Annotated in this window: 19 protein-coding genes; 9 read left to right on the forward strand and 10 right to left on the reverse strand. The window is 58.6% G+C overall.

Annotated elements, in window-relative coordinates; genetic code table 11:
- The first annotated feature begins 9 nt into the window (after positions 1–9).
- Positions 10–1,509, forward strand: coding sequence for a phosphomannomutase (locus AC1VVM_RS04590; RefSeq protein ID WP_482956329.1), 1,500 nt, complete (start codon positions 10–12; stop codon positions 1,507–1,509).
- Here AC1VVM_RS04590 and AC1VVM_RS04595 read toward each other — a convergent pair.
- Both AC1VVM_RS04595 and AC1VVM_RS04600 read right to left on the reverse strand, forming a co-directional pair.
- A complete protein-coding gene (locus AC1VVM_RS04595) occupies positions 1,457–2,752 on the reverse strand; it encodes a glycosyltransferase (protein ID WP_482955952.1) in 1,296 nt (431 codons plus the stop codon). The genes AC1VVM_RS04590 and AC1VVM_RS04595 overlap by 53 nt on opposite strands.
- Before the next feature lie 14 nt (positions 2,753–2,766).
- Positions 2,767–3,975, reverse strand: a complete 1,209-nt coding sequence (locus AC1VVM_RS04600) for a polysaccharide biosynthesis/export family protein (protein WP_482955953.1) — start codon at positions 3,973–3,975, stop codon at positions 2,767–2,769.
- 322 nt (positions 3,976–4,297) lie between these two features.
- Between AC1VVM_RS04600 and AC1VVM_RS04605 the strand changes: the two genes are divergently transcribed.
- The 8 genes from AC1VVM_RS04605 (at position 4,298) to AC1VVM_RS04640 (ending at position 13,633) form a co-directional block, all read left to right on the forward strand.
- Positions 4,298–5,392, forward strand: coding sequence for a KpsE/RkpR family capsule polysaccharide export protein (locus tag AC1VVM_RS04605; protein ID WP_482955954.1), 1,095 nt, complete (start codon positions 4,298–4,300; stop codon positions 5,390–5,392).
- An 11-nt stretch (positions 5,393–5,403) separates the two neighbouring features.
- A complete protein-coding gene (locus AC1VVM_RS04610) occupies positions 5,404–6,201 on the forward strand; it encodes an ABC transporter permease (RefSeq protein ID WP_482955955.1) in 798 nt (265 codons plus the stop codon).
- Complete coding sequence (locus tag AC1VVM_RS04615; protein ID WP_482955956.1) at positions 6,198–6,860, forward strand: ABC transporter ATP-binding protein; 663 nt, start codon at positions 6,198–6,200, stop codon at positions 6,858–6,860. Before AC1VVM_RS04610 ends, AC1VVM_RS04615 begins: the two co-directional genes overlap by 4 nt.
- A gap of 41 nt (positions 6,861–6,901) precedes the next feature.
- Entirely contained in the window at positions 6,902–7,936 is a 1,035-nt protein-coding gene (gene gmd, locus AC1VVM_RS04620; protein WP_482955957.1) for a GDP-mannose 4,6-dehydratase, read from the forward strand.
- Complete coding sequence (locus AC1VVM_RS04625) at positions 7,926–8,834, forward strand: NAD-dependent epimerase/dehydratase family protein (RefSeq protein WP_482955958.1); 909 nt, start codon at positions 7,926–7,928, stop codon at positions 8,832–8,834. The genes gmd and AC1VVM_RS04625 overlap by 11 nt, the downstream gene beginning before the upstream one ends.
- 78 nt (positions 8,835–8,912) lie before the next feature.
- A complete protein-coding gene (locus tag AC1VVM_RS04630) occupies positions 8,913–9,581 on the forward strand; it encodes a DUF4214 domain-containing protein (protein ID WP_482955959.1) in 669 nt (222 codons plus the stop codon).
- Entirely contained in the window at positions 9,581–12,742 is a 3,162-nt protein-coding gene (locus AC1VVM_RS04635; RefSeq protein WP_482955960.1) for a glycosyltransferase, read from the forward strand. The genes AC1VVM_RS04630 and AC1VVM_RS04635 overlap by 1 nt, the downstream gene beginning before the upstream one ends.
- 99 nt (positions 12,743–12,841) lie before the next feature.
- On the forward strand, positions 12,842–13,633 hold the full coding sequence (locus AC1VVM_RS04640; protein WP_482955961.1) for an FkbM family methyltransferase: 792 nt from the start codon (positions 12,842–12,844) through the stop codon (positions 13,631–13,633).
- Between the two features lie 544 nt (positions 13,634–14,177).
- Here AC1VVM_RS04640 and AC1VVM_RS04645 read toward each other — a convergent pair.
- From AC1VVM_RS04645 to AC1VVM_RS04680, 8 genes are all read right to left on the reverse strand, one after another.
- Complete coding sequence (locus tag AC1VVM_RS04645; RefSeq protein ID WP_482955962.1) at positions 14,178–14,474, reverse strand: hypothetical protein; 297 nt, start codon at positions 14,472–14,474, stop codon at positions 14,178–14,180.
- Positions 14,474–16,084, reverse strand: coding sequence for an IS66 family transposase (gene tnpC / locus AC1VVM_RS04650; protein WP_482955963.1), 1,611 nt, complete (start codon positions 16,082–16,084; stop codon positions 14,474–14,476). Before tnpC ends, AC1VVM_RS04645 begins: the two co-directional genes overlap by 1 nt.
- Before the next feature lie 62 nt (positions 16,085–16,146).
- Positions 16,147–16,440 (reverse strand): IS66 family insertion sequence element accessory protein TnpB, encoded by a 294-nt coding sequence (tnpB, locus tag AC1VVM_RS04655; protein WP_482955964.1) that lies wholly within the window; start codon positions 16,438–16,440, stop codon positions 16,147–16,149.
- 50 nt (positions 16,441–16,490) lie between these two features.
- A complete protein-coding gene (gene tnpA, locus AC1VVM_RS04660) occupies positions 16,491–16,865 on the reverse strand; it encodes an IS66-like element accessory protein TnpA (RefSeq protein ID WP_132392949.1) in 375 nt (124 codons plus the stop codon).
- Between the two features lie 183 nt (positions 16,866–17,048).
- Positions 17,049–18,731: a glycosyltransferase family 4 protein gene (locus AC1VVM_RS04665; protein ID WP_482955965.1), complete on the reverse strand. Its 1,683-nt coding sequence runs from the start codon at positions 18,729–18,731 to the stop codon at positions 17,049–17,051.
- A 23-nt stretch (positions 18,732–18,754) separates the two neighbouring features.
- Positions 18,755–20,437 carry a glycosyltransferase family 4 protein gene (locus AC1VVM_RS04670; RefSeq protein ID WP_482955966.1) on the reverse strand — a complete coding sequence of 561 codons (1,683 nt, stop codon included), beginning with the start codon at positions 20,435–20,437 and terminating at the stop codon, positions 18,755–18,757.
- The gene (locus AC1VVM_RS04675; RefSeq protein WP_482955967.1) at positions 20,434–21,567 is read right to left on the reverse strand and encodes a glycosyltransferase; all 1,134 of its coding nucleotides are present in this window, start codon (positions 21,565–21,567) and stop codon (positions 20,434–20,436) included. The genes AC1VVM_RS04670 and AC1VVM_RS04675 overlap by 4 nt, the downstream gene beginning before the upstream one ends.
- Before the next feature lie 105 nt (positions 21,568–21,672).
- The gene (locus AC1VVM_RS04680; RefSeq protein WP_482955968.1) at positions 21,673–22,083 is read right to left on the reverse strand and encodes a DUF4214 domain-containing protein; all 411 of its coding nucleotides are present in this window, start codon (positions 22,081–22,083) and stop codon (positions 21,673–21,675) included.
- Positions 22,084–22,461 lie beyond the last annotated feature (378 nt).

Here is a 22,461-nt window from a genome sequence, read left to right on the forward strand (position 1 = left end):
CGAGAATCCATGCCTCAGACTGTATCGATTACCGACCTGATGGCGCGCTCCGGAGTGGCCTTCGGGACCAGCGGAGCGCGCGGCCTTGTCATCGCGATGACCGACACTGTCTGCTTCGCTTACACCTGCGCCTTTCTCCAACATCTCGGTGACATCGGGCAGTTCGAGCCGGGCATGCAGGTCGCGATCGCCGGTGACCTGCGCCCATCGTCGCCGCGCATCATAGCTGCCTGCGCAGCCGCTGTGGGCCACATGGGCGGAGAGGTCGCGTTCTGTGGCTTCGTGCCTTCCCCCGCTGTTGCCGCTTATGGCTTCGAACGGGGGATCCCATCGCTAATGGTAACGGGCAGCCATATTCCCGACGACCGCAACGGTATCAAGTTCAACCGCGTCGACGGCGAAGTACTCAAGCCCGATGAACTGGCCATGCGCGCGCAAGAAGTCGCTCTGCCCGATCTGTTCGACCAGGCCGGCATGTTGAAGGACGCTCAGGAATGCGGTCCGTTCGTCGACGCAGTGACCTCCTATGTGGTCCGCTATGCTCAGTTCTTCGGACCTGAGGCACTGCGCGGGCTGAAGCTGGGTATCTACGAGCATTCGGCCGTGGGCCGGGATGTTCTGGCCTCGATCGTTGGCGAGCTCGGTGGAGAAGTCGTCCGTCTTGGCCGCTCGGAAATCTTCATTCCAGTAGACACAGAAGCAGTCCGTCCCGAGGATCAGGCGCTGGCCCGGACATGGGCACAGGACCTGGGCCTCGACGCAATCCTTTCCACTGATGGGGATTCCGACCGTCCTCTTTTGGCAGACGAAACCGGAGTGTGGATGCGCGGAGACGTGCTGGGTATCCTGTGCGCACAGGCGTTGGGAATCGAGGCTGTTGCAACGCCAGTAAGTTGCAATTCAGCGGTAGAACTGTCCGGCGCATTCCAGGAAGTGCGCCGCACCCGCATCGGATCGCCCTACGTGATCGAGGCTATGAACGCGCTCGCCGCCGGATCGGAACTGATAACTATCTGCGGGTACGAAGCCAACGGCGGTTTCCTGCTCGGGACGCCGGTCGAGGCCGAAGGTCGCACGCTCGGGGCACTTCCGACGCGCGACGCGGTCCTGCCAATGCTGGCGGTATTGGTCGCGGCGCGGCACCAGGGCGTCACGCTATCTTCTCTGCAACAACAGCTGCCCCCTCGCTATACTTTCAGCGAACGGCTTCAGGATTTTCCGACGGAGCAAAGCCATGCCCTGCTGGCCCGGCTTCAAGAAGGATTGGAACGTGAGGTCCTCGACCGCGCAACTGGAATGTTCGGCGAGTTGACGGGAACCGCGCGCGCCTTCGATGCCACGGACGGCCTGCGCATCATCTTCGAAAACAGCGACGTCATCCACCTGCGCCCCAGCGGCAACGCCCCGGAATTGCGCTGCTACACGGAAAGTGCCACGCCCGAACGCGCGGGTTGGCTCAACGAGGCGGTTCTGACGATGTTGCGCCCGGTTCCAGCGCCGCCAAAATGACCCTGGCCGATTCCTTCCATGCCGTGTCCGGCGGCCTCACAACGATTGACCCGGTCCGCGCATCCTCAATCCAGTTGCGGATGTCGTAGGCAAGCTCCTCGGAACCTGCCCCGGCTGGGAAATAGCGCACTCCAAGGTTTTCGTGTTGGCGGAAGATCGGGAGATCGCGCGCCAGCACTGGCTTGCGATGACCGAGTGCCTCGATTAGCGGCAGGCCGAAGCCTTCCGCATGCGAAGCGATGATCATGCCTTGACTGGCTTGGTAGATGCGCTCCAATTCACTATCTCCGACATCGTCGAACCACAGAAGCTTAGCGCCGAATTCGGGATGGCTGAGAATGCGCGCGCGCAGGTCGTCCACTCGCCAGCCCATGCGACCGACCAGCACCAGACGATCGTCTGTTCCTTGCCGCCACAGCTCGCTGAACGCCGCAAGAATATCGGCATGGCCTTTTCGCGGTTCAAGCGTTCCGACCATCAGGGTAAAGGGAACCTCCATTTCGAAGCGGGCGGGGACGCCCGTTTCTTCGGTCGCCTTATCGACTACCGATTCCATGATGTCGTGGCCCATTGGCACTACATGAGTTCGATAGTCGTCAGACAGATTGAAACGTTCCTGAAGCGTGCTTTCGAGCTCTTGTTCGGTCTGGCGCGAGATACAGAGGAAGCCGTCGGCGATTCCGGCGATAACCTCTAGCCAAGCCTTGTAGCGGATCACATTGTTTGCTGAGAACCATTCCGGCCGCTGCACCGGCAGCAGATCGCAAACGAGGAACCACAAGCTCCCACCATCCCGCCGGAACTGTGCCAGTTGCCGGCGATGTCGCCGCACCGCGTCGAGTGAGAAGTCCAGGCCCAGGAAAACGTCGCCGGATCGTGCCCTGATCTCCCTCGCCTCTCGCATGCCGCCTTCGGGCCAGGAGATGATGTGATAGGCCGTGCGCCGAAACGCCGTGACAAAGCAGACGTCCCACCTCTCCGCGGCTTCTTCGATCAACGCCAGCGCCAACGCGCGCACAACGCGCTGGATGCCGGTCCCCGCATCGTCCCGGCTGATCACCGCGAGATCAACGTAGAGCCGGCGGCGCACCTCTATAGGCGATGCATCTTCTTCCTGTGCCGCCCGGACAGGCTCACCGCGCCGCCGATGGACGCGCCAGGCGCGAAGCTTGCGCCCGACCAGCGCCTGATCAATGCGGTACGGTAATAGGTCGATAAACGGGCGTAAGACTAATCCGCTCATTGCATGTCCCGCGCCTACTGCGCGATAACGGCCGCCGTTGTTGCCACCGGAAGCACCGTCGAGAAGACAGCGTTGAGGAACTTCTGGAAATCGGCCAATGGTGCGTTGGAAACGTAAAGCACGTCCTTGTTCCGGACCGGGAAGCTCTGGGCGATGAAGAAGGTCGAGGGATCCTTCATATTGATGCGATATATAACCGGAACCTTGCCGTCGGGCGTGACCTTCGCCGTCGCGCGAAGTTGGGGCGAAAGCGCTGCCGGATCCTCCAGGCGGAAGATGAACACACCCTTGACGTCAGCGCGTGCGTCCTGCAACCCAGCTACGCGGCCCATCGCCTGCGCCAGCGTCAACCCGGTAGCCTCGAAGGGTACCTCTTCATTTCTGTTAAGTGCTCCAAGTGCCGTAAAACTGAAGGGCTGGAACATCACAGTCATGACATCGTCGGGTTGAAGCCGAACGTTCTGCCGGGGATCGCGGATCACCATTTCCAATGGCAATGACGCTATTTTCGTATCGCGCGTAATCTGGACAGTCATCTTGCCCACCGGCTGCTTCACGCCGCCCGCAGACGCTAAAACGTCGAGTATCCGCTCGCCGCGCGCGGTGAGCGGGATCCGGGCGCTGCTGGCAACATCTCCAACGACCGTCACATTCGCTGCCGCGTTGCGGACCAAACGGACTATCGCCTGCGGCTGATGGGCCTTCCCGGCAAGGCGTCCTGTAATGTCCTTAGCGATTTGCTGCGGGGTCCGGCCATCGGCCTGAACACGCCCCACAAAAGGCACCGTGATCTGGCCGTCGCTGTCGACCATCTGTTCTGGCAGCGTAGTGCCGTGGGCAATCGTGCCCGACGAGGACGCTTGCGAGGAAGATTGCGAGGCCAATTGCGAGCCTCCTCCAGCTACACCAAACAGCGCGGCCGGCGGCGCCTCCCAAATTGCGATATCGAGCACATCGCCCTTACCGATTACAGATCCGATCGGCCTGCCCTCGCCAAGGCTCTCCGAGAACGACGTCTGTTGGCTGCTGGCCAAAATGTCGCGCGCAACGGCATCAGTAACGTCGATAACCTGGATACCGGAACCCGCGATGGATTGATCCGGCGCTCCGTCGACACCGCGGGTAGATGGACCGGAAGCCGGTACGATCGCACAGGCAGAAAGGGACAGAGCAAAACCTGCCGTCGCCATCAGGCGGGCCGAAAGGGTGGATACTTTTTTCATGACTTCAGCCCAATTTTTGCAAACTTGCAGTAAGCCGGCGAACGGGCTCGGACCTATGCCGCAAGCAGAAGCCTGGATCAAGGATGCCTCCAAGGGTGTGTTGAAATCTTACCCGTTAGGTCGTTCTGAGACGGTCCACACTAGACGCGAATAGCTCATGAGGCTAGGGCGCTTGCGTTTGCGCTTGCTCACGGCCGGAGCGGCATCATGATATAAGGTTGGCAATTTATGAATGTGGCTGCGCTAAAAAAATTATAGTGCAGACTACACGCGTGCTGCCTGAACAAATTTATCCGATGATCGCGGAATGAAGAAATCGTTTATGACCGACATAAAGAAATTTCGACCCCTTTTTCTGATCACGGTTGTCGTTCCGACTTTCTTGGCCGTGTTGTATTTCGGAATTTTTGCTTCGGACGTGTATATATCCGAGTCTAGATTCATCGTTCGTAGTCCCGACAAGCCGGCGACGACTGGTTTGGGTGTCCTTCTTAAGAGTACGGGCTTCGCAAATGCGGGTGACGAGATTTACGCCGCGCACGACTTTGTTCTTTCGCGCGATGCGCTCCAGGCGCTAAATCGCAAAGGCGCCTTTGTCCGCGCCTATACCGCCCCGACGGTTTCGATCTTTGATCGCTTCGCTCCCGCAGGAATAGGGCGCACCTTTGAGGATCTCTACAAATATTACGGAAAGAAAGTGGAGGTCCGGCAGGACACTACCTCATCGATCGTCACGCTGACCGTGCGCGCTTATACCGCGCAAGATGCGCAGCGTTTCAACGAGCAGTTGCTGGAGATGGCAGAAGCGACCGTCAACAAGCTCAATGAGCGGGGGCGACAGGATCTGATCCGTTTCGCCGAACGCGAGGTGGCTGATGCGAAGGCTACATCGCAAGCCGCCGCACTGGCACTCTCCGCATACCGCAACGAGGCCGGTGTCATCGATCCGGAAAAGCAGGCCACGGTCCAGATCCAGATGGTCTCCAAGCTCCAGGACGAGTTGATCGCCACGCGCACTCAGCTTCGTGAACTCCGGGCATTCGCGCCTCAGAATCCCCAGATTGAGGTGCTGGAGACCCGTGCAAACGGCATTGCCTCTGAGATTAATGAACAACTCGGCGTTGTCACCGGCGGTAGCAAGTCGCTCTCCTCAAGGGCCGCCCGATATCAGCGCCTTTGGCTGGAGAGCCAGTTCGCCGACAAGCAGCTTGCCAGCGCAATGGCATCTCTGGAGGACGCCCGTAACGAGGCGCGGCGCAAGCAGGCATATGTTGAACGCATCGTTCAGCCGAACCGACCTGATGACGCGCTGGAGCCTCGCAGGTTCCGCGGAATCTTTTCGACATTTATTCTCGGGCTTGCCGCATGGGGCATTATCAGCATGCTGCTCGCGGGAATGTTGGAGCATCGAGACTAGGCGATCTCGTGATGGAACCTTCGCAGTTTAACGTGATTCGCCGGAGTGCGGCAATCCAGGGACGAGTCATTCATGCACTGCTGATGCGCGAAATCCTAACGCGCTTCGGCCGGCATAACATTGGCTTCCTTTGGTTGTTCGTGGAGCCAATGCTCTTCACGACCGGTGTTACGATCCTGTGGACAGTCATGAAGGCAGTCCACGGCTCGTCGCTTCCGATTGTGGCATTTGCGCTGACCGGCTATTCGAGTGTCCTCCTGTGGCGCAACATGCCTTCGCGTTGCATTGGCGCGGTCGAACCCAATCTCGCTTTGATGTATCATCGCAACGTGCGAGTGGTTGACGTCTTTCTCGCCCGGCTCCTGCTGGAGGGGGGCGGCGCCACTATTTCCTTCGTAACCCTAAGCTTGTTCTATATCTACATTGGCTGGCTTGAGCCCCCCGTCGACGTTTTGACCGTGGCTAAGGGATGGCTGATGATCGCCTGGTTCGGCGCGAGCCTCGCTATGCTGCTGGGCAGTCTTGCGGAAAAGCACGAGATCATCGAGCGTCTTTGGCATCCGGTGTCCTACATTGCGTTTCCGCTTTCCGGCGCTGCATTCATGGTGGACTCGCTACCGGCGGCAGCGCAGAACTATATCCTCTATGTGCCGATGGTGAACGGCGTGGAACTGGTGCGCGAAGGCTACTTCGGTGATCAGGTTCAAGTCCACTATGACCTTCCCTATATGGTGGCCTGCTGCATGGTGCTGAGCCTTCTTGCGCTTGCCCAAGTCACCGTAATTAATCGCGAGATCACGCCCGAATGATCACCGTTGAACATGTCAACAAGGTCTATCCGACCCGGTCAGGCGATCGATTAGTGTTGAATGACATTTCCTTCACGCTGGCGCGAGGCGAGAAGATGGGCATCCTTGGCCGCAACGGCGCTGGAAAATCGACTCTGATCCGCCTCGTTAGTGGCGCCGAACGCCCAACTTCCGGCACTGTGACACAGGAGATGTCGGTGTCTTGGCCGCTCGCTTTCGGTGGCGCCTTCCAAGGTGCCCTCACCGGCCTCGACAATATTCGTTTTATCAGCCGCATCTATAAGCAGGACTATAAACGAAATATTGATTTCGTTGCCGATTTCACCGAACTTGGTATCTACCTTCGCGAGCCAATTCGTTCGTATTCGCAGGGTATGAGGGCTCGCTTAGCCTTTGCCATTTCGATGATCATCGAATTCGACTGTTATCTGATCGATGAAATTACCGCGGTGGGTGACGCGCGCTTCCACGAACGGTGTGAGGCGGAACTTTTCCAAAAACGCGGCGACCGCGCCATGTTGATCATTTCACACGATGTCAATTATGTTCGCCACCATTGTCAAAAAATCGGCGTTCTAAACGATGGTCAATTGAATTTCTATGAGGATTTTGACCAAGCCTACCACGCTCATAGTCAAAATCTACATCTGCATAATTAACAAAAACCGCCGAATATGCTGGAATACACGGAGTTTTATTGATGACGAAGACAGCCCTGATCACCGGCGTAACCGGACAGGACGGCAGCTATCTTTCCGAGCTCCTTCTCGAGAAGGGCTATCAGGTTCATGGCATGATCCGCCGGTCTAGCACGGTCAACACCTGGCGCATCGACCACTTGCTTGGCGAAGAATTCGAGGACCGCTTTTCGCTGCATTACGGCGACTTGTCTGACGCAAACTCGCTCCGCCGCTTGATCGACCTCACACAGCCCGACGAAATCTACAACCTAGCCGCGCAGAGCCACGTACGCGTCAGCTTTGACCAGCCTGAATACACCTGTGATGCCACCGGAACCGGTGTCCTGCGTCTGCTTGAAGCGATTCGGGCCTCGACGCAGTATGCGCCCCGCACGGTTCGCTTCTATCAGGCTGGATCGAGCGAGATGTTCGGCTCCGCTAAGCCGCCGCAGAGCGAGGACACCCGCTTCGAGCCACGCAGTCCCTACGCTTGCGCCAAGGTCTATGCTCACTACCAGACGGTGAACTACCGCGAGAGCTATGGCATGTTCGCCAGCAACGGCATCCTGTTCAATCATGAAAGCCCACGCCGCGGCGAGGCGTTCGTAACGCGCAAGATCACGCTGGCAGCCGCGCGCATCAAGCTGGGTCTCCAAAAGAAGCTGCTCCTGGGCAACCTCGACGCCAAACGCGACTGGGGCTTCGCCGGCGACTACGTTGAGGCGATGTGGCGGATGCTCCAGCACGACCGTCCGGACGACTTCGTCGTGGCGACGAACAAAGCGATCTCGATCCGTGACTTCCTCGCGCTGACGTTCGAAACACTCGAACTCGACTGGCAGGACTTCGTCGAGATCGACGAGCGCTTCTATCGTCCGGCCGAAGTCGACTACCTGCTGGGCGACTACAGCAAGACGCAGGCCGCACTTGGGTGGAGTCCCACGCATGATGTCGCCTCGCTGGCTAAGATGATGGTTGAAAGCGACCTGCAGCTCGCCAAGCGAGAGCACTATCATCGCAACTTCGACGAGCTCGAGGCACGGATTGTCCAGTAAGCCGGGCCTTCTCGTAACGGGTGCATCGGGTTTCGTCGGCCGGCATGTCGTCGCGCTGGGCCGCCAACGGTTCGACATTGTCGCAACCGGGCGCGGCCCAAGGCCCGACTGGCTGCCTGGCGACGTCGCCTGGAGTACGGTGGATCTGCTGAATCGTGCCTCGGTCGCAGGTCTGCCGGACGATCTGCCATATGTGCTGCATCTGGCGAGCGAAACGGTCCCCTCGAAGTTCTCGACTTACGATCCCCTTCTCGATTCGGTCGAAATGACGCTGAACCTGTGCCGGCATTTGCGTACGGGTCGGCTGCTATTCGCCAGTTCCTGTCTGGTCTATGCCGCGAGCAGGCAGCCGATGATGGAAGATACCCCCCTTGATCCACGCGGACACTATGGCCTGACCAAGGTCTTGTCCGAAGCGATCGTAGCGCGTGCGCGCTACTCCGGGGGCCTTGAGACTGTGATCGCCCGTCCCTTCAACCATATCGGCGCAGGGATGCGACCGGATCTGGTCATTCCCTCGATCGTGCGCCGGGTCCGCGATGCCGTGGACGGCGACGCAATCGTTATGGCAGGTCTCGACAGCATTCGCGACTTTCTTGACGTGAGCGACATCGTCGAGGCCTATTTTGCGCTGCTCGAGTTGCCCAAGCTGCCGGAAACGACATTCAACGTTGCAAGCGGCAAGGCGACGAGCATTGGCGATGTCGTGCATGCCGTCGCCAAGGTGCTCGATAAGCCGATAGGCGGTGTGACTTTCGCGGCAAGCGGCAATTCGGCCGATGACACAATCGCCGTCGTCGGTAATTCCGACCGACTGCGCCGTGCAACCGGATGGTCGCCAAACATGGGGCTGGAGGCCAGCCTGCAAAAGCTGGCGACCGACTTGCTCAAAGGCTGATCTGGGATCGGTGATGCGGGACAAAGTCCGCCCGCGATGAGATTACCAGGATGACAATAAGGGAAGAGAACTGACATCGTGCCTGCTGACGAACTTGCCTCAGTTCTCGACCTTCTGGCCTTGCCGATCCCCGACTTCGTCGATGCCGCCTACCATCGCTTACTGGGCAGACGCCCCGATTTCACTGAGATGCAGGAGCGCTGTGGAGCGCTACGCGCCGGGCTGGGAAGACTGCGGTTCCTTGCGGACATGGGAATGTCGGCAGAATTCCGGGCGCGGCACGCGGCTGCCCTGTCCGACCTGAGCGACGGTGCCTTCCTTGAAGAAATCTATCAACGATATCTGGGCCGGCAGATCGAGCCCCAGGGCATGGACAGTTATCTTCGCATTCTTGCCCGGGGGAGAAGCCGTAAGCGGATCGTCAGACAGATTACCAACTCCCGTGAAGCGCGCACGAAACGCACTTTCTGGTTGGAACTGGAGCATCTGCTGGCGGACGAACGAGCAGAACACCACTGGTTCTGGCGCTGGACCGGCAGGCGGCGGCGGCGACAGCGGCGGCGCGACCGGATGATTGAGGTGACGCTGCTCCATCGTGCAGTTCAGTCGGCGCGATTGCCCGACGCTACGGACGGGCTGGCATCGTCACATCTGGACCTGAACTCGGAGGCCTTCGCCGCCTTGGGCCCCGACGCACGTCGGGTTCTGTCACGGGCAAGGCAAACCGCCACCGCCGGGAGGGCATAATGCGCATCGTCATCGATCTTCAGGCCGCGCAGGGCCCAAGTCGCCATCGTGGGATCGGGCGGTACGCCATGGCGCTGACCCGTGGACTCATTCGGAACCAGGGAGATCACGAGATATTCATCTCCCTCAATGGCCTGCTTCCCGACACCATCGCGCCGATTCGCGCCGCGCTAGCCGGGCTTGTGCCGGACGAGAGAATCCTCGTCTGGGCTGCCCCCGGTCCTGTCGACGCCGCCGACCCCCTGAACGACACCCGTCGCGGCGCCGCGGAACTCCTGCGAGAAAGTGCGCTCGCCAGCGTTTCGCCGGACTTTGTCCTCGTCACCTCGGTTTTCGAAGGTCACGGCGAGGACATCGTCACCAGCATCGGCCGGTTGAGTGCGACAGTTCCGACCGCGGCTGTGCTCTACGATCTCATCCCGCTGATCCATCGACAAGTCTACTTGCCCAACCCACTGATCGAGCGATGGTACGAGAACAAGCTAGCCCACGTTCGTAACGCGGACCTTCTGCTGTCGATCTCGGAATCCTCGCGGCAGGAAGCCCTGTCATGGCTGGGCTCGCCGGACGACGAGGTGGTGAACATATCGACCGCCGCCGACGATCATTTCACCCCTGCCTCTGTGAGTGCCGAAACTCGCACGCACTTGTCGCGGACGTACGGGCTCGAACGCGCGTTCGTTATGTACACGGGCGGCATCGATCACCGGAAGAACATCGAAGGCTTGATCTCTGCGTTTGCGCGTCTACCGGCGGACGTGCGCCGGGACCATCAACTGGCGATTGTCTGCGCCGTCGAAGACGCAGAGCGCGTCCGCCTGTCAAAGCTCGCGCGCGAGGCCGGACTGGCCGAAGGGGACCTTGTCCTCACCGGCTTCATTCCCGAAGAAGATTTGCTGGCATGTTATCGCGACTGCAAGCTTTTCGTATTCCCCTCCTGGCATGAGGGTTTCGGCTTACCCGCGCTTGAAGCGATGAAGTGCGGCCGCGCAGTGATTGTCTCCGATCGGTCGGGCCTGCCTGAGGTCGTCGGGTTGGAAAAAGCGCTTTTTGACCCCTTTGATCTCGAGGGTATGAGTGCGAAAATCTGTGAGGTACTGACCGACGACCGCGTCCGCGAAGAATTGGAACGCCACAGCCTCAAACAGGCACAGGAATTTAGCTGGGACACGACTGCGATACGCGCTTGGAAGGCGCTGGAGGAGGCTCGCATCCGGTGGCTCGCGATGTCGGTTCCTGCCTCACTTGCCGTTTCGATCGTACGGCAGCGTCGTCCTCGCCTCGCCTTCGTGTCCCCAGTATCCCCGCAGGCCAGTGGGATTAGTGACTATAGTGCCGAACTCCTGCTGGAACTGGCGCGCCACTACCGGATCGACGTCGTCACGCAGCAGGGTACATCCGACAATGCTTGGATCCGCGGTAATTGCGGCATCCTAGACATCGAACAATTCCGTCAGCGCGCGGGCGAATTTGACCGTGTACTCTACCACTTCGGTAATTCCCAATTCCACAGCCACATGTTCGGCCTATTACGTGACATACCGGGCGTGGTGGTGCTGCACGACTTTTTCCTTTCAGGGATCATCGCCCATCGCGACAACACCGGCGAGCTACCGGGCAGTTGGGCCCGAGCGCTGGCCGGAGCACACGGATGGCCGGCCGTCATCGAGCGCTTTAGGGCCGCTGACCCGGACCAGGTTATTTGGAATTATCCCTGCAATCTGCAAGTGATCCAAGACGCCCTGGGGGTCATAGTGCATGCCGATTATTCGAGGCGGCTAGCTCGCAAGTGGTATGGCAAGGATGCAGCCGACGACTGGAGACTGATCCCGCACTTACGCCAGCCCATCGTCTCGGATAGAAACTCCGCACGGCGTGAACTCGGGATCGATGCCGAGGATTTCGTCGTATGCAGTTTCGGCCACATTGCACTCACAAAGATGAACCATCTCCTGATGGAGGCATGGCTCGCAAGCTCGCTTGCGCACGATCCCCGCTGCCGTCTCGTCTTTGTCGGGCAGAGCGACGGCAATCGCTACGCCACCGACCTGGAGCGCGCGGCACGTTCCAGCGCGGCAGGTGGTCGGGTCGAGATCACGGGTTGGGCAGATCAGCGTAAGTTCCGCCGTTGGCTAAACGCGGCGGATCTTGCTGTCCAATTGCGCACGCTCTCGCGCGGGGAAACCTCTGGCACCGTGCTGGACTGCATGAACGCGGGTGTGGCGACGATCGTAAACGCACACGGTGCCATGGCGGATTTGCCAAAGGACGTCGCTCTGGTGCTCGACGACGACTTCACTGTCGCAGAACTTTCTTCCGCGCTGGAAGCCTTGTGGACCAACCGGGAACGCCGGCTGTCCTTGGCGCGCCGCGCCAGGGCGCATATCGCCCGTGAGCACAAGCCACGTCGCTGCACTGCCGATTATGTCGAGGCGATTGAGCATTATTACACGCGGTCTGCAAGCAGCGAACAAGGCCTGGTGCGCGCTCTTCTGGAGAGTCATGCGGGCCGGAATCAGCAAGATTGGGCCGCGCTCGGCGAAGCAGTCGCGCGGAATCTGCCGACGCGCCCTCGGCCCAGACGCCTCTTTATTGACGTCTCGACCTGCATGGCGCCCGAGCAGGGCGACCCGCGCGATCGCGCGCTGGTCTTACGACTTCTGGTCACGCCGCCGACTGGGTGGGCGGTAGAGCCCATCCATTACGACTTGAGTATTCAACGCTTCCGCTACGCGCAGCATTTCGCGTGCGACATCTTAGAAATCCCTGATAATTGGTGCACTGATGAGATTGTTGAGCCGGTCGGCGGCGACTGTTACCTCTCTCTCGAAGTGCCGTACGAGCAGGGTGAGGGGCGAGCAGCCTTAGTTGGGGCATGGCGCATTCTCGGTGTCGGCCTCTACACAATGATCCATGAGTCTGCGCAGATGCCGCGATCGAAATCGACATCACACGATAGCGGTGCGTTGTGCTTGGACGCGATCCTTCGCATCGGTGGCGTCCTCTGTGCTTCGCCTGCTGTGGCGGATGGGTTTCAGGCTTGGTTCGAACGTGACGCTCCCGAACAAAGGTTCCCTTTCGATCTGTCCTGGCTGGAGGGGGATCCAGAAACCCTGAACTATTTCTTGAAGCGGAAGATACTTGAAAGCTCCCCCCGGTGAGCGAACATGGGGGCGATTTCTGATTTCGCCTGACGAAGTTGCTGCGCTTTTGCGGCCCGCGCAGCCAAAGTAGCCGCAAGTAAACTAGGGAAATTTTGAATGACGGACTTATCAGTAGCTAATGTGGTTTCCGTTGGTCACCCAGCGCTGATTTTCGGCTCTGAATCCGATTCCTATTTCCGCCATCTTATGGAAAATCCTGGCCTCGACATAGACGAACACAACCCTGTCTTCATGGGCGAAATCGCAAAGCTCCCGACTGGCGCTGTCATTGTTGATATCGGCGCTAATATAGGCCTGACCATTGTCGCCGGGGCGCGCCTGGTGCCCGCTTCACGTGTTATCGCAGTCGAGCCCTCACCCATAGCGTTCGCTGCCCTTTCGCGGATGATCGAAGCAAACAATCTAACGAATTGTGACACCGAGAATCTGTGCATCGGTTCTAGCTTCGGCACCGTTCCATTTGTGGAAAATGGGGCCTTTATCGCTGGCAGCTATATCGGTTCACAAGCGAAAGGAGCCGTCACCATCGACGTCCCGATGACGACTTTGGACAGCCTCGTGATGAAGCGCGAACTGGACAGGTTGGATCTCGTCAAGATCGACGTAGAGGGCTACGAACTGGACGTCCTTCAGGGTGCGATCGGGACTGTCGACAAATTCAACCCTGTCTTCGTCATGGAATTTAATTCGTTCGCGCTGACTGCTAACCGGAACCTATCGCCTAGAGCACTGCTCGATTTCATCCTCGATAGGTTTGGTTCGTTCAAGGTCAATCGGAATGGCGAGGAATTTACGACCTCAACCCCTGACGGCGTGCGCGACTTCATATACGGCAACATGACCGCATTTGGCTGCGTGGAAGATATTATCTTTGGGGGCAATACGTAGTCGTTGAGAGAGCATAAAAGCGTGCTGAGCTGGTTGGTAGTGACTTACGAGGTGGTGGAGGGCAGGTGAACGCGGTCGGCAGGGCCTGTCGGATTTCACGGTACCGTGGTCGCCCCCGTCCGGACATGCTCTGCTACAGCTCGGGTCGAGAGCCTGGCGTCCAGGCTCAGTCTCAATATCTCGCGCACATGGCGCATCGTAATCCTCCTCGACGGCATCCAATCCTCCTGGCTGCTCAGCCAGAAGGATTGGTCCCAACGTACCCGTCCGGTGATCTCACCGGATGCTTACGTCCCAACGATCAGGCTTCACGTCATCCCAATCTGCGCGCGATCATCTCGGAATGCTGCGCGGATAATTCTCGGAACGCTGCGCGCGATCACCTCGGAATCCTGCGCGCCATCAATTCGGAATGGTGCGCGCGATAACCCCGGAATCCGCACGGCCCCATCGGAGCTGATCGCGTGAACTTGGAATATGTTCTTCGCCAGATCCAATCCGACGGTAACAACCTCCTGCTTGATCTGCCGTAACCGTCCGGTTGTTACCGCGACGAATGGGCCTTGACGATTTCGAGGGTTTCCGGATCGCAGATGACGTGCTCGAGGAAGAGCTCCCACTCTTCCGGTGAGTGTCGGTTATCGGCAATGAGAGCGCGCAACTCGTCGATGGCGTCTGCCGCGATCGCGGTGCGGTAGTCATCCGGGCCGGAAGAGATGGTGATGATTGATCCGAATGTGAGATTGTCATCGTTGCTTACGATGGCGTCGATTAGGTCAGGGTGTTCCCCCAGGATGCTGGCGACGTAATCGAGCGTGAAGACATGGGACACGACAGCCATCAGACAGCTTTCGTAAGCGGCGTCAGGGGCGCCCAATTCCAGGGAAGCAATTCGGCGAGCTGGTTGATCTTGTGATCGTGGATACGGCCGAGCACGTCGGCGAGATAAGCCTGCGGATCCAGACCGTTCATCTTGGCGCTTTCGATAAGCGTCATAGCACGTGCCAGGGTTTCAGCGCCTGCTTCGGAGCCGGCGAAGAGCCAGTTGCGTCTTCCCAGACCAATAGGTCTCACGGCTCGCTCAGCGGCATTGTTATCAATGGCGACACGCCCATCCTCGGTGAACAATGAGAAGGCTTGCCAGCGCCCCAAGCCATACCGAATGGCGCTGGCCAGGTCGCCCTTGACGGGGATTCGGGTGAGTTGCTGCTCGGCCCAGGCGCGCAACGCCTCGAGTTTGGGTTTGCTATGCTCCTGGCGGACGGCACGCCGAACATCGGCAGGTTTCCCGGCGATTTCGCGTTCGATGTCGTACAACTGGCCGATGCGATCGAGGGCTTCTCGCGCTATTGGGGATTTGTTCGCTTTCCAGATGTCGTGGAAGTCACGTCGCCAATGGGCGAAGCAGGCAGCTTCCCGGAAGCGCGGTTCGCCGTCTGCGCCGGGCTCATATAGCTTCGCATATCCCTTGTAGGCGTCGGCCTGGAGAATGCCGCTCGCATTGCAAAGGTGGTTTTGCACGTGCTCCGCCTTCCAGTTGGGGGCAAAGCGATAGACCACACCCGGCGGTGCCGGCCCGTTCCACGGGCGCTGATCGCAGACATAACCCCAGATCCTGCCTTGCTTCACGCCCTTACCGAGCCCCTTGGCCCGCCTTGTGTGATCCAGCACCTGGATCGGTGTATCATCGGCGTGGATGACGGTGCTGGCCAGGACCGATGCCTCAATACGCTCGATCAGGGGCTGCAGGGTTCGCATCGCCTTGCCGCACCAGTCAGCCAGCGTGCTGCGGGGAATGTCAGCGCCCATACGGGTAAGGATTTCGTTCTGCCGGTACAGCGGCAAGTGATCGTCGAACTTTGAGACGAGCACGTAGGCAAGCAGGCTGCTTCCGGCCATGCTGCCGGGGATCGGGCGGCTCGGAGCCGGCACCTGCACCATTTTCTCACAGCAGCGGCAGGACTTCTTCGGCCGCGCTACCTCGATCACCTTCAGCTTGGCGGTAATCATTTCGATGATTTCGCTCACGTCCTCGCCGACGAGGCGTAACTCGCCCCCGCAATCGGGACAAGCGCTGCCCGGGTCGAGTTCTTTTCGCTCGCGCGGGGTGTCAGGCGCAACACGCGGGCGCCGGGCCATGGCCCGTGCGCTGTCTACGTGCGCAGTGACCTCATCGTCTTCGACATCACTCGGCAAAGCGACGGTTTGTGCCGCGGCGACCAGAATGTCCTCTAGGGCCAGTTCCAGCTGCTCGATCTCGCGTTCGATCTTTTCCGAGGATTTACCGAAGGCCTGTTTCTTCAGTTTTGCAATGCGCAGACGCAGGGCCTGAACCACCAGATCATGTGCTCGGACCGTTGCCGCCAGCTTCGCGTTTTCCGCCTGCAAGTCGGCGATTATCGCCTTCAGCAAAGCTGGGTCTTCGGGAAGATTTTGCGCCGCGTTCAGCATGATCCTGCTTACCAGCCAAGGGCAGGAATATCCATGAAAACAAGGAAATTCAGAAACAAAAATCAGCCCACATGGGCAGGCGGCGCGCCCCAATTTGGGCGCCTCCAGTCGATGCCTTCCCACAGCATTGCGAGCTGGGCCGAGGTCAACCGCGCAGTCCCGTCCGCCGCAGAGGGCCAAGCAAAACGGCCACGCTGCAAGACCTTGTAGTACAGGCAAAATCCCTGCCCATCCCAGTACAGAAGCTTCACCCTGTCGCCGCGTCGCCCTCGAAACGCGAACACCGCGCCGCTGGTTGGCTTCTGTCGCAGCACCGTCTGGGCCAGCTGACCAAGACCAGAGATGCCTTTGCGCATATCAGTGACGCCGCAGGCCAAGTAAACCCGTACGCCAGTTCCCGGCCCTATCACGCCGCCTCCACGCAGCGGATGAGCTGTGTCAGGGAGATGACCTCGATGTCGCTTCCAAAGCGCAAAGTCCGGCCTTTCGTCAGGCGCAGCTCAACCATGGACGTCGCGCCTGGACCAGGGTTGTAGGCAACTTCAGGGGCTCGAACGGCAGGCAAGTCCAGGGGGAGAAAGACAGGCTCGGGGGCGGCTCCCAAGAGCCCGCGCTTCTTCAAATCATACCGCCAAGTATAAATCTGTTGTCGGGTTACATCGTGCCGCTGCGCCACCTCTGTCAGTGTAGCGCCATTCACGCCAACGGCACCAATGATCTCAAGCCGCTGCTGATCCGTCCACCGGCGCCGACGTTCCTGACCCAGTATCTCCGCCCTCATCGCAATCCCCGATCAAGAGACGTCGTTAGCGACGTCGCTATGACCGTCTCTTAAGAGAATATCGCGCCATCAGGCAGGCGGTACCAATCGGACGGTTACGATCTGCCGACTCCTAGACGTGGACCTACAATGGACGCAACATGACGCAGCTACGCTTGTGCAGGGGTGATCCACGCCATCACGTCAGCTTGATTTAATATCAATGCTGTTAACGGCGACGAGAAGGCCTTCGGGAACCTCGATGCAGATCTCGTAGTCATCAACAAGGCTCTCCAAGGAGACGCCGGTCATGGTGACTACGAGGCCGAAATGCTCGTGTTCGTCAAAGTCCACTTCGATCGCGCCGTGCTCCTTATTCCCTAAGGCGGAACGCATCGCACAGCGCAGTGTCCCCGGCGCACCCTCGAGCTTGTCAAGTGCAATCGCGAGATCATAGGTGCCCGCGGGCAGCGCGCGATAAGGACCGTGGGTCAGCGCCCCCGCTGCGCCCGTCGAGTACATGCTCTGTCCGCATGGCGTTCCGACCATCGTGTACAAATCGTAGCCCGGATCGAGGGTCACGGTGACTTCATGTGGCTCGCGCAGCTTGTCGAGCGCGGTTTTCACCACCTCGGCTGTGCCACGCCAAGTGCGTACCTGGTAACCTTCGCGGACTGTCTCCTCCATCGCTTTCACCCGTTCGGGACGGTTCACCAAGTCCAAGATCTCGTCTGCCCAGGCGCGTGGATTCCAGGGGTCAAGGTATGTGACGAGATCGCCGCCGACTTCCGGGATCGAGCCCTCTCCCGAAGCGAGAACCGCCTTGCCGCACGCCAGTGCCTCTCCGACGGGTAGTCCCCAGCCCTCGTAAAGCGAAGGATAGACGAAGAATTCGGCCTTTTCGTAAAGATGACCGAGTTCGTCGTCAGTGACATGATTAAGCTGGACGATCAGGCCCTCGGTCAGGGGATCGAGTTCTATATCCTTGAGTAAGTCGCCAACCCCCCAGCCTGGCATGCCCACAAAGACCAGCTTAGGCAGCCGCTCGGAATGCCCCTCGCGCGCCAGCAGATTATAGGCGCGGTAAAGCACTTCGTGGTTCTTGCGGCGCTCGATCGTGGAGACAAACAGAATGAACGGCTCGGCCACTACTCGCTGGACCTGATCGGAAATCTTCGCGGAATGGCCACCTGCCGCGCTGCTCTTCGGGACGTTGTCTCCAAGTGGGATCACCACGGTTTCCGCCGCAGGCGCCCCAACCTGCTTCATCACTTTTAGGTAATCGTTCCTTGAACATTGCGAAATGCACAAAATGGTCGAGGAGGCCCAAGATATCTTTGTGAAATATTCTTTAAAATGTGAGGCAACATCAGATGCGCAATAATGAGGTGTCACAACTGGAATTACATCATAACACACTGTTACGATCTTTATGCCTTTCGTTGTCCTGAGTTCTTGAAATTTCTCGATATACGAATGATTCCAGTCCAGGCCGGCAGATAAAATGACATCACCGTAGATAATATCGTCCTGAGCGATGTTTTCTTCCGCCTTGAGAAATTCCGTTAAACGACGGCCGTGTTCCCTGACCTTTTTCTTGGCCCCCAAAACGGGGTCGAACGTCGAACTACGCGGAAAAGGCGAGCCCGTAAGTCGGGCACTTTCTTCAACGACCGCGCTTCCCGCCAACCGTGTTGCGCGCGCTTCTCTACGCTCATCGTAAGGTCGAAACTCGTCATCCGAAAAAATGCAAAGCCCGAAGTCAGCGCCGTATAGCTTTGTCAGCGCCCGACACAGCTCTTGTTCGACGCGAATGATGCCCACCGCCGGCCTATTCCAAGTTACGCTGGCCGTAACGTTCATCCAAACCTTTGGTTTGCGATTCATAAGTGAGGTCTTCACAAAAATGTCTACCTGATCTCAACTTTGTTGATGGTGACAAGGAGGCCTTCAGGAACCTCGATGCAGATCTCGTAGTCATCGACCTGATCGTCTAGGGAGACGCCGGTCATGGTGGCGACGATGCCGAAGTGCTCGGACTCGTCGCAGTCGAGCCCGAGCGCGCCATGCTCGCGGCTCGCTTGGCCTGAGCGCAAGGAGAAGCGCAGCGTGCCGGCGGCGCCCTCAAGCTTGTCAAACATAATTACGATATCATAGGTGCCCGCCGGCAGTGCGCGATAAGGACCATAGGTCAGCGTTCCCGCTGCGCCCGTCGAGTGCATGCTCTGTCCGCATGGCGTTCCGACCATCGTGTACAAATCGTAGCCGGGATCGAGCATCACGGCGACTTCCCGTGGCTCGCGCAGCTTGTCGAGCGCGGTTTTCACCACCTCGGCTGTGCCACGCCAAGTGCGTACCTGGTAACCTTCGCGGACTGTCTCCTCCATCGCTTTCACCCGTTCGGGACGGTTCACCAAGTCCAAGATCTCGTCTGCCCAGGCGCGTGGATTCCAGGGGTCAAGGTATGTGACGAGATCGCCGCCGACTTCCGGGATCGAGCCCTCTCCCGAAGCGAGAACCGCCTTGCCGCACGCCAGTGCCTCTCCGACGGGTAGTCCCCAGCCCTCGTAAAGCGAGGGATAGACGCAGAATTCGGCCTTTTCGTATAGATGACCGAGTTCGTCGTCGGTGATATGATTAAGCTGGACGATCAGTCCCTCGGTCAGGGGATCGAGTTCTATATCCTTGAGCAAGTCGCCAACCCCCCAGCCTGGCATGCCCACAAAGACCAGCTTAGGCAGCCGCTCGAAATGCCCCTCGCGCGCCAGCAGATTATAGGCGCGGTAAAGCACTTCGTGGTTCTTGCGGCGCTCGATCGTGGAGACAAACAGAATGAACGGCTCGGCCACTACTCGCTGGACCTGATCGGAAATCTCCGCGGAATGGCCACCTGCCGCGCTGCCCTTCGGCACGTTGTCGCCAAGTGGGATCACCACGGTTTCCGCCGCAGGCGCCCCAACCTGCGTCATCACTTTTAGGTAATCGTTCCTTGAACGTTGCGAAATGCACAAAATGGTCGAGGAAGCCCAAGATGTCTTTGTGAAATAGTTGCTAAATTTCGCTGCTACGTTTCCGGCCGCATATTGCGGGAAAAGAATTGGTATAAGATCATAGCAACAAGTTACAATCTTTACGCCGAGGTCGTTTTTCAGTTGCTCAAAAGTATCGACATAAGGATAATCCCAATCAAGCCCAACCGAGACCAGAATATCACCGTAAGATATTCCCTGTGAACGCCGTTCCGCGGGCTCTGACGGCTGCGCCCCGGATGCAAGCGGCAGCTGATGTGACCTGCGCGCAGTGCCGAGTATGGGATCAAAGGTCGAATTGCGAGGCGTCCGCCTGGACCGGTCGGGCCATAGAAAACCCTGCGGTTCCGCCCTGCTTGGCAGCCCCAACGAACCCCTGAAGGGAACAAACTCATTACCCTGGAATATTCCGAGGGCAAACTCGTTTGCTCCATACAACTTGCTCAATTCACGACAAATTTCTCGTTCTACGCGAATGATGCCAACAACAGGGCGTTGCCAGTTCGCGCTTGTCGTGACGTTCATCCATATTTTCGGCTTTTTGCCGACGCCTGCAGGCGTCACGCAGTCAACTCCATCGTATCGAAGCTGCTCATCATCTGGGCCAAGGTATTTTCCCAAAGAACCACGCTTCGCTCCTCGCGTTCGCGTACATTGATCTGAAGGTTGGGCTGTAGAAACGTTTCCCGCACAGCATTCAGAAATGCTGTGCTCTCGCTGGCCACGCGGACACCGTTAGCGCCGGTGAACTGCTCAAAGCCGCGCATTGCGGTCGATGTCGCCACGACGTGGCGGCCGGACCAAAGCGCTTCCGCAGTTTTGAGATTAGTTCCGCCACCCGAGGTGATTGGCAGTATAATCATATGCGCGGTCGCCAACAGCCCCCGCAAAACGCTTTCCGAGACCAGCCCTGCATCGATGAATTGCCGCTGCAGGCTTCCGGTACGACCGAGGCGTGGGTCCGTCGCTAATGCGCTTCCGGCGCCGCCCGCTACTACCATGCGAGCTTCCGGTGGGATGCAGCCTGCACCGCCTCCGAAGATGTCGAAAAAGCCTTCCGTGTTCGGCAGGTGAGAGCTCGCGCAATAGAGGGCAAACTTGCGGCCTTGCGTGACCCTGTTGGCCTCCGTGATGTCGGCCATACTTGCTCTCCGATCGATTACCCCGTTCGCCGCGAGCACAGGGGGCTGGCTGGCGTGATCGCGCGTCCAGTCGACGTCGTTCTGCGAAACGCAGAAGGTGCGTTCAGCCCGCGCGATGGCGTGGAGTTCGCATTCCAGCACTTTCTCGCGAGATTCCATGACGTGCTTGTCGCCATAGTACTTCCTGAGGATCGATTCCTTCAGCTGATGCTCGATATTCTGAGAGCCGTAGAACAGCCTCGCGCGGCCTCGGAATCTTTCTGCGTTCAGGCGCTCCGCGAACTGGAACAGCCAAGGCTGCTCAACGAATATGACATCGGGCGACATCGTGATTCGGTTGGCTAGATCGGAGAATGACGCCTTGTCCTTCGCGAAGATCTCACTGATGACCCAGTCTTCCATCAGCACGTTCTGATCGAAGACCTTCGACATCGCCTCCGAGCTCGGCGCGTCCACGAAACAGGGTGATCGCGGATAAGTGTCGCTGCCAAGCACGCCCGCCGAGCACACTTCATGTCCCCGCATTCGCAGTTCGGCCACGATGTTACTCAACCGATGCTGCCCTCCATGCATCGGTTCTTCGATCGGGTACGTGCTCAGACACAATATCTTCACTTGTTCCTCATCATTTATTCGAACAGATGCGCAATTTACGCGTCAAATTCCCACCTTCTTCGAAACGCGGTAAATATGGTTTTCGAGAGCGCGCAGGTCTTTCGTCACTTCTTTTGCGTGCCATACCAGCAAGGCGGCATCCAGCAACCGACCAAAAACGGGAATGTTCCGCAAGGTCCGCATGCGGCGATAGGATTTCATACCAAATACACGGACTCCGATCTCGCCCGCTTCATTTGAGCGCGAGACAGAATGGAGTACCCGATATCGGGATTCACCGGCGCGGATCAAAGGTAGATATGCGTTTAGACCGTCGGGGTCCGGTTTACGCCTCAGCAGCTTCGTATAGACCTCAAACAGAAAATCTTCGTCATAGAAATCAAAAAAGTAGGATGCATGAATGCATTCTGGCTCGGTGGCCGGTGTCCCCACATAGCCCTTTTCGTCCGGCATCGCCTGGAATTCCTATCGCCCGCTGGTCCAAGGTAGGCGCTCCCTACTACGTGCATGCTGCGAGCGCAAATTCCCGTGCGCGGAATATATCTGGCCGATAACAGATATCCCCCATCTGAGGGGCCGCACACAAACGCGTCTCCTTTGTGCTGATTTGAAACAAAATGTGAATTGAAGTGTGTGGGGGGGCTTGATCCGATCTCCCAATGCTGGATCATCGGGAATGAGAGTTTTTCGCGGTTGTCTAACCAACTGTGGGAGCGGAGACTTTGAAAGCATCCCATTTCCGGGGCGGCCCGAAGGCGCTAATTTTGAAACAGCGGATGGTATCTAGGCGAGCTTGAAGAAAATTCGGTAGATTGCGCCAGAGGGAATGCG

Source organism: Novosphingobium sp. BL-S-33 (assembly GCF_056857025.1).

Bases quoted from the DNA above. Each gene is read 5' to 3' on its own strand.
- AC1VVM_RS04605 (WP_482955954.1), top strand. From the start codon at position 4,298: ATGACCGACATAAAGAAATTTCGACCCCTTTTTCTGATCACGGTTGTC.
- tnpC (WP_482955963.1), bottom strand. From the start codon at position 16,084: ATGCTGAACGCGGCGCAAAATCTTCCCGAAGACCCAGCTTTGCTGAAG.
- AC1VVM_RS04600 (WP_482955953.1), bottom strand. From the start codon at position 3,975: ATGAAAAAAGTATCCACCCTTTCGGCCCGCCTGATGGCGACGGCAGGT.
- gmd (WP_482955957.1), top strand. From the start codon at position 6,902: ATGACGAAGACAGCCCTGATCACCGGCGTAACCGGACAGGACGGCAGC.
- AC1VVM_RS04610 (WP_482955955.1), top strand. From the start codon at position 5,404: ATGGAACCTTCGCAGTTTAACGTGATTCGCCGGAGTGCGGCAATCCAG.
- tnpA (WP_132392949.1), bottom strand. From the start codon at position 16,865: ATGAGGGCGGAGATACTGGGTCAGGAACGTCGGCGCCGGTGGACGGAT.
- AC1VVM_RS04645 (WP_482955962.1), bottom strand. From the start codon at position 14,474: ATGGCTGTCGTGTCCCATGTCTTCACGCTCGATTACGTCGCCAGCATC.
- AC1VVM_RS04635 (WP_482955960.1), top strand. From the start codon at position 9,581: ATGCGCATCGTCATCGATCTTCAGGCCGCGCAGGGCCCAAGTCGCCAT.
- AC1VVM_RS04640 (WP_482955961.1), top strand. From the start codon at position 12,842: ATGACGGACTTATCAGTAGCTAATGTGGTTTCCGTTGGTCACCCAGCG.
- AC1VVM_RS04665 (WP_482955965.1), bottom strand. From the start codon at position 18,731: ATGAATCGCAAACCAAAGGTTTGGATGAACGTTACGGCCAGCGTAACT.
- AC1VVM_RS04680 (WP_482955968.1), bottom strand. From the start codon at position 22,083: ATGCCGGACGAAAAGGGCTATGTGGGGACACCGGCCACCGAGCCAGAA.
- AC1VVM_RS04615 (WP_482955956.1), top strand. From the start codon at position 6,198: ATGATCACCGTTGAACATGTCAACAAGGTCTATCCGACCCGGTCAGGC.
- tnpB (WP_482955964.1), bottom strand. From the start codon at position 16,440: ATGCGCAAAGGCATCTCTGGTCTTGGTCAGCTGGCCCAGACGGTGCTG.
- AC1VVM_RS04590 (WP_482956329.1), top strand. From the start codon at position 10: ATGCCTCAGACTGTATCGATTACCGACCTGATGGCGCGCTCCGGAGTG.
- AC1VVM_RS04595 (WP_482955952.1), bottom strand. From the start codon at position 2,752: ATGAGCGGATTAGTCTTACGCCCGTTTATCGACCTATTACCGTACCGC.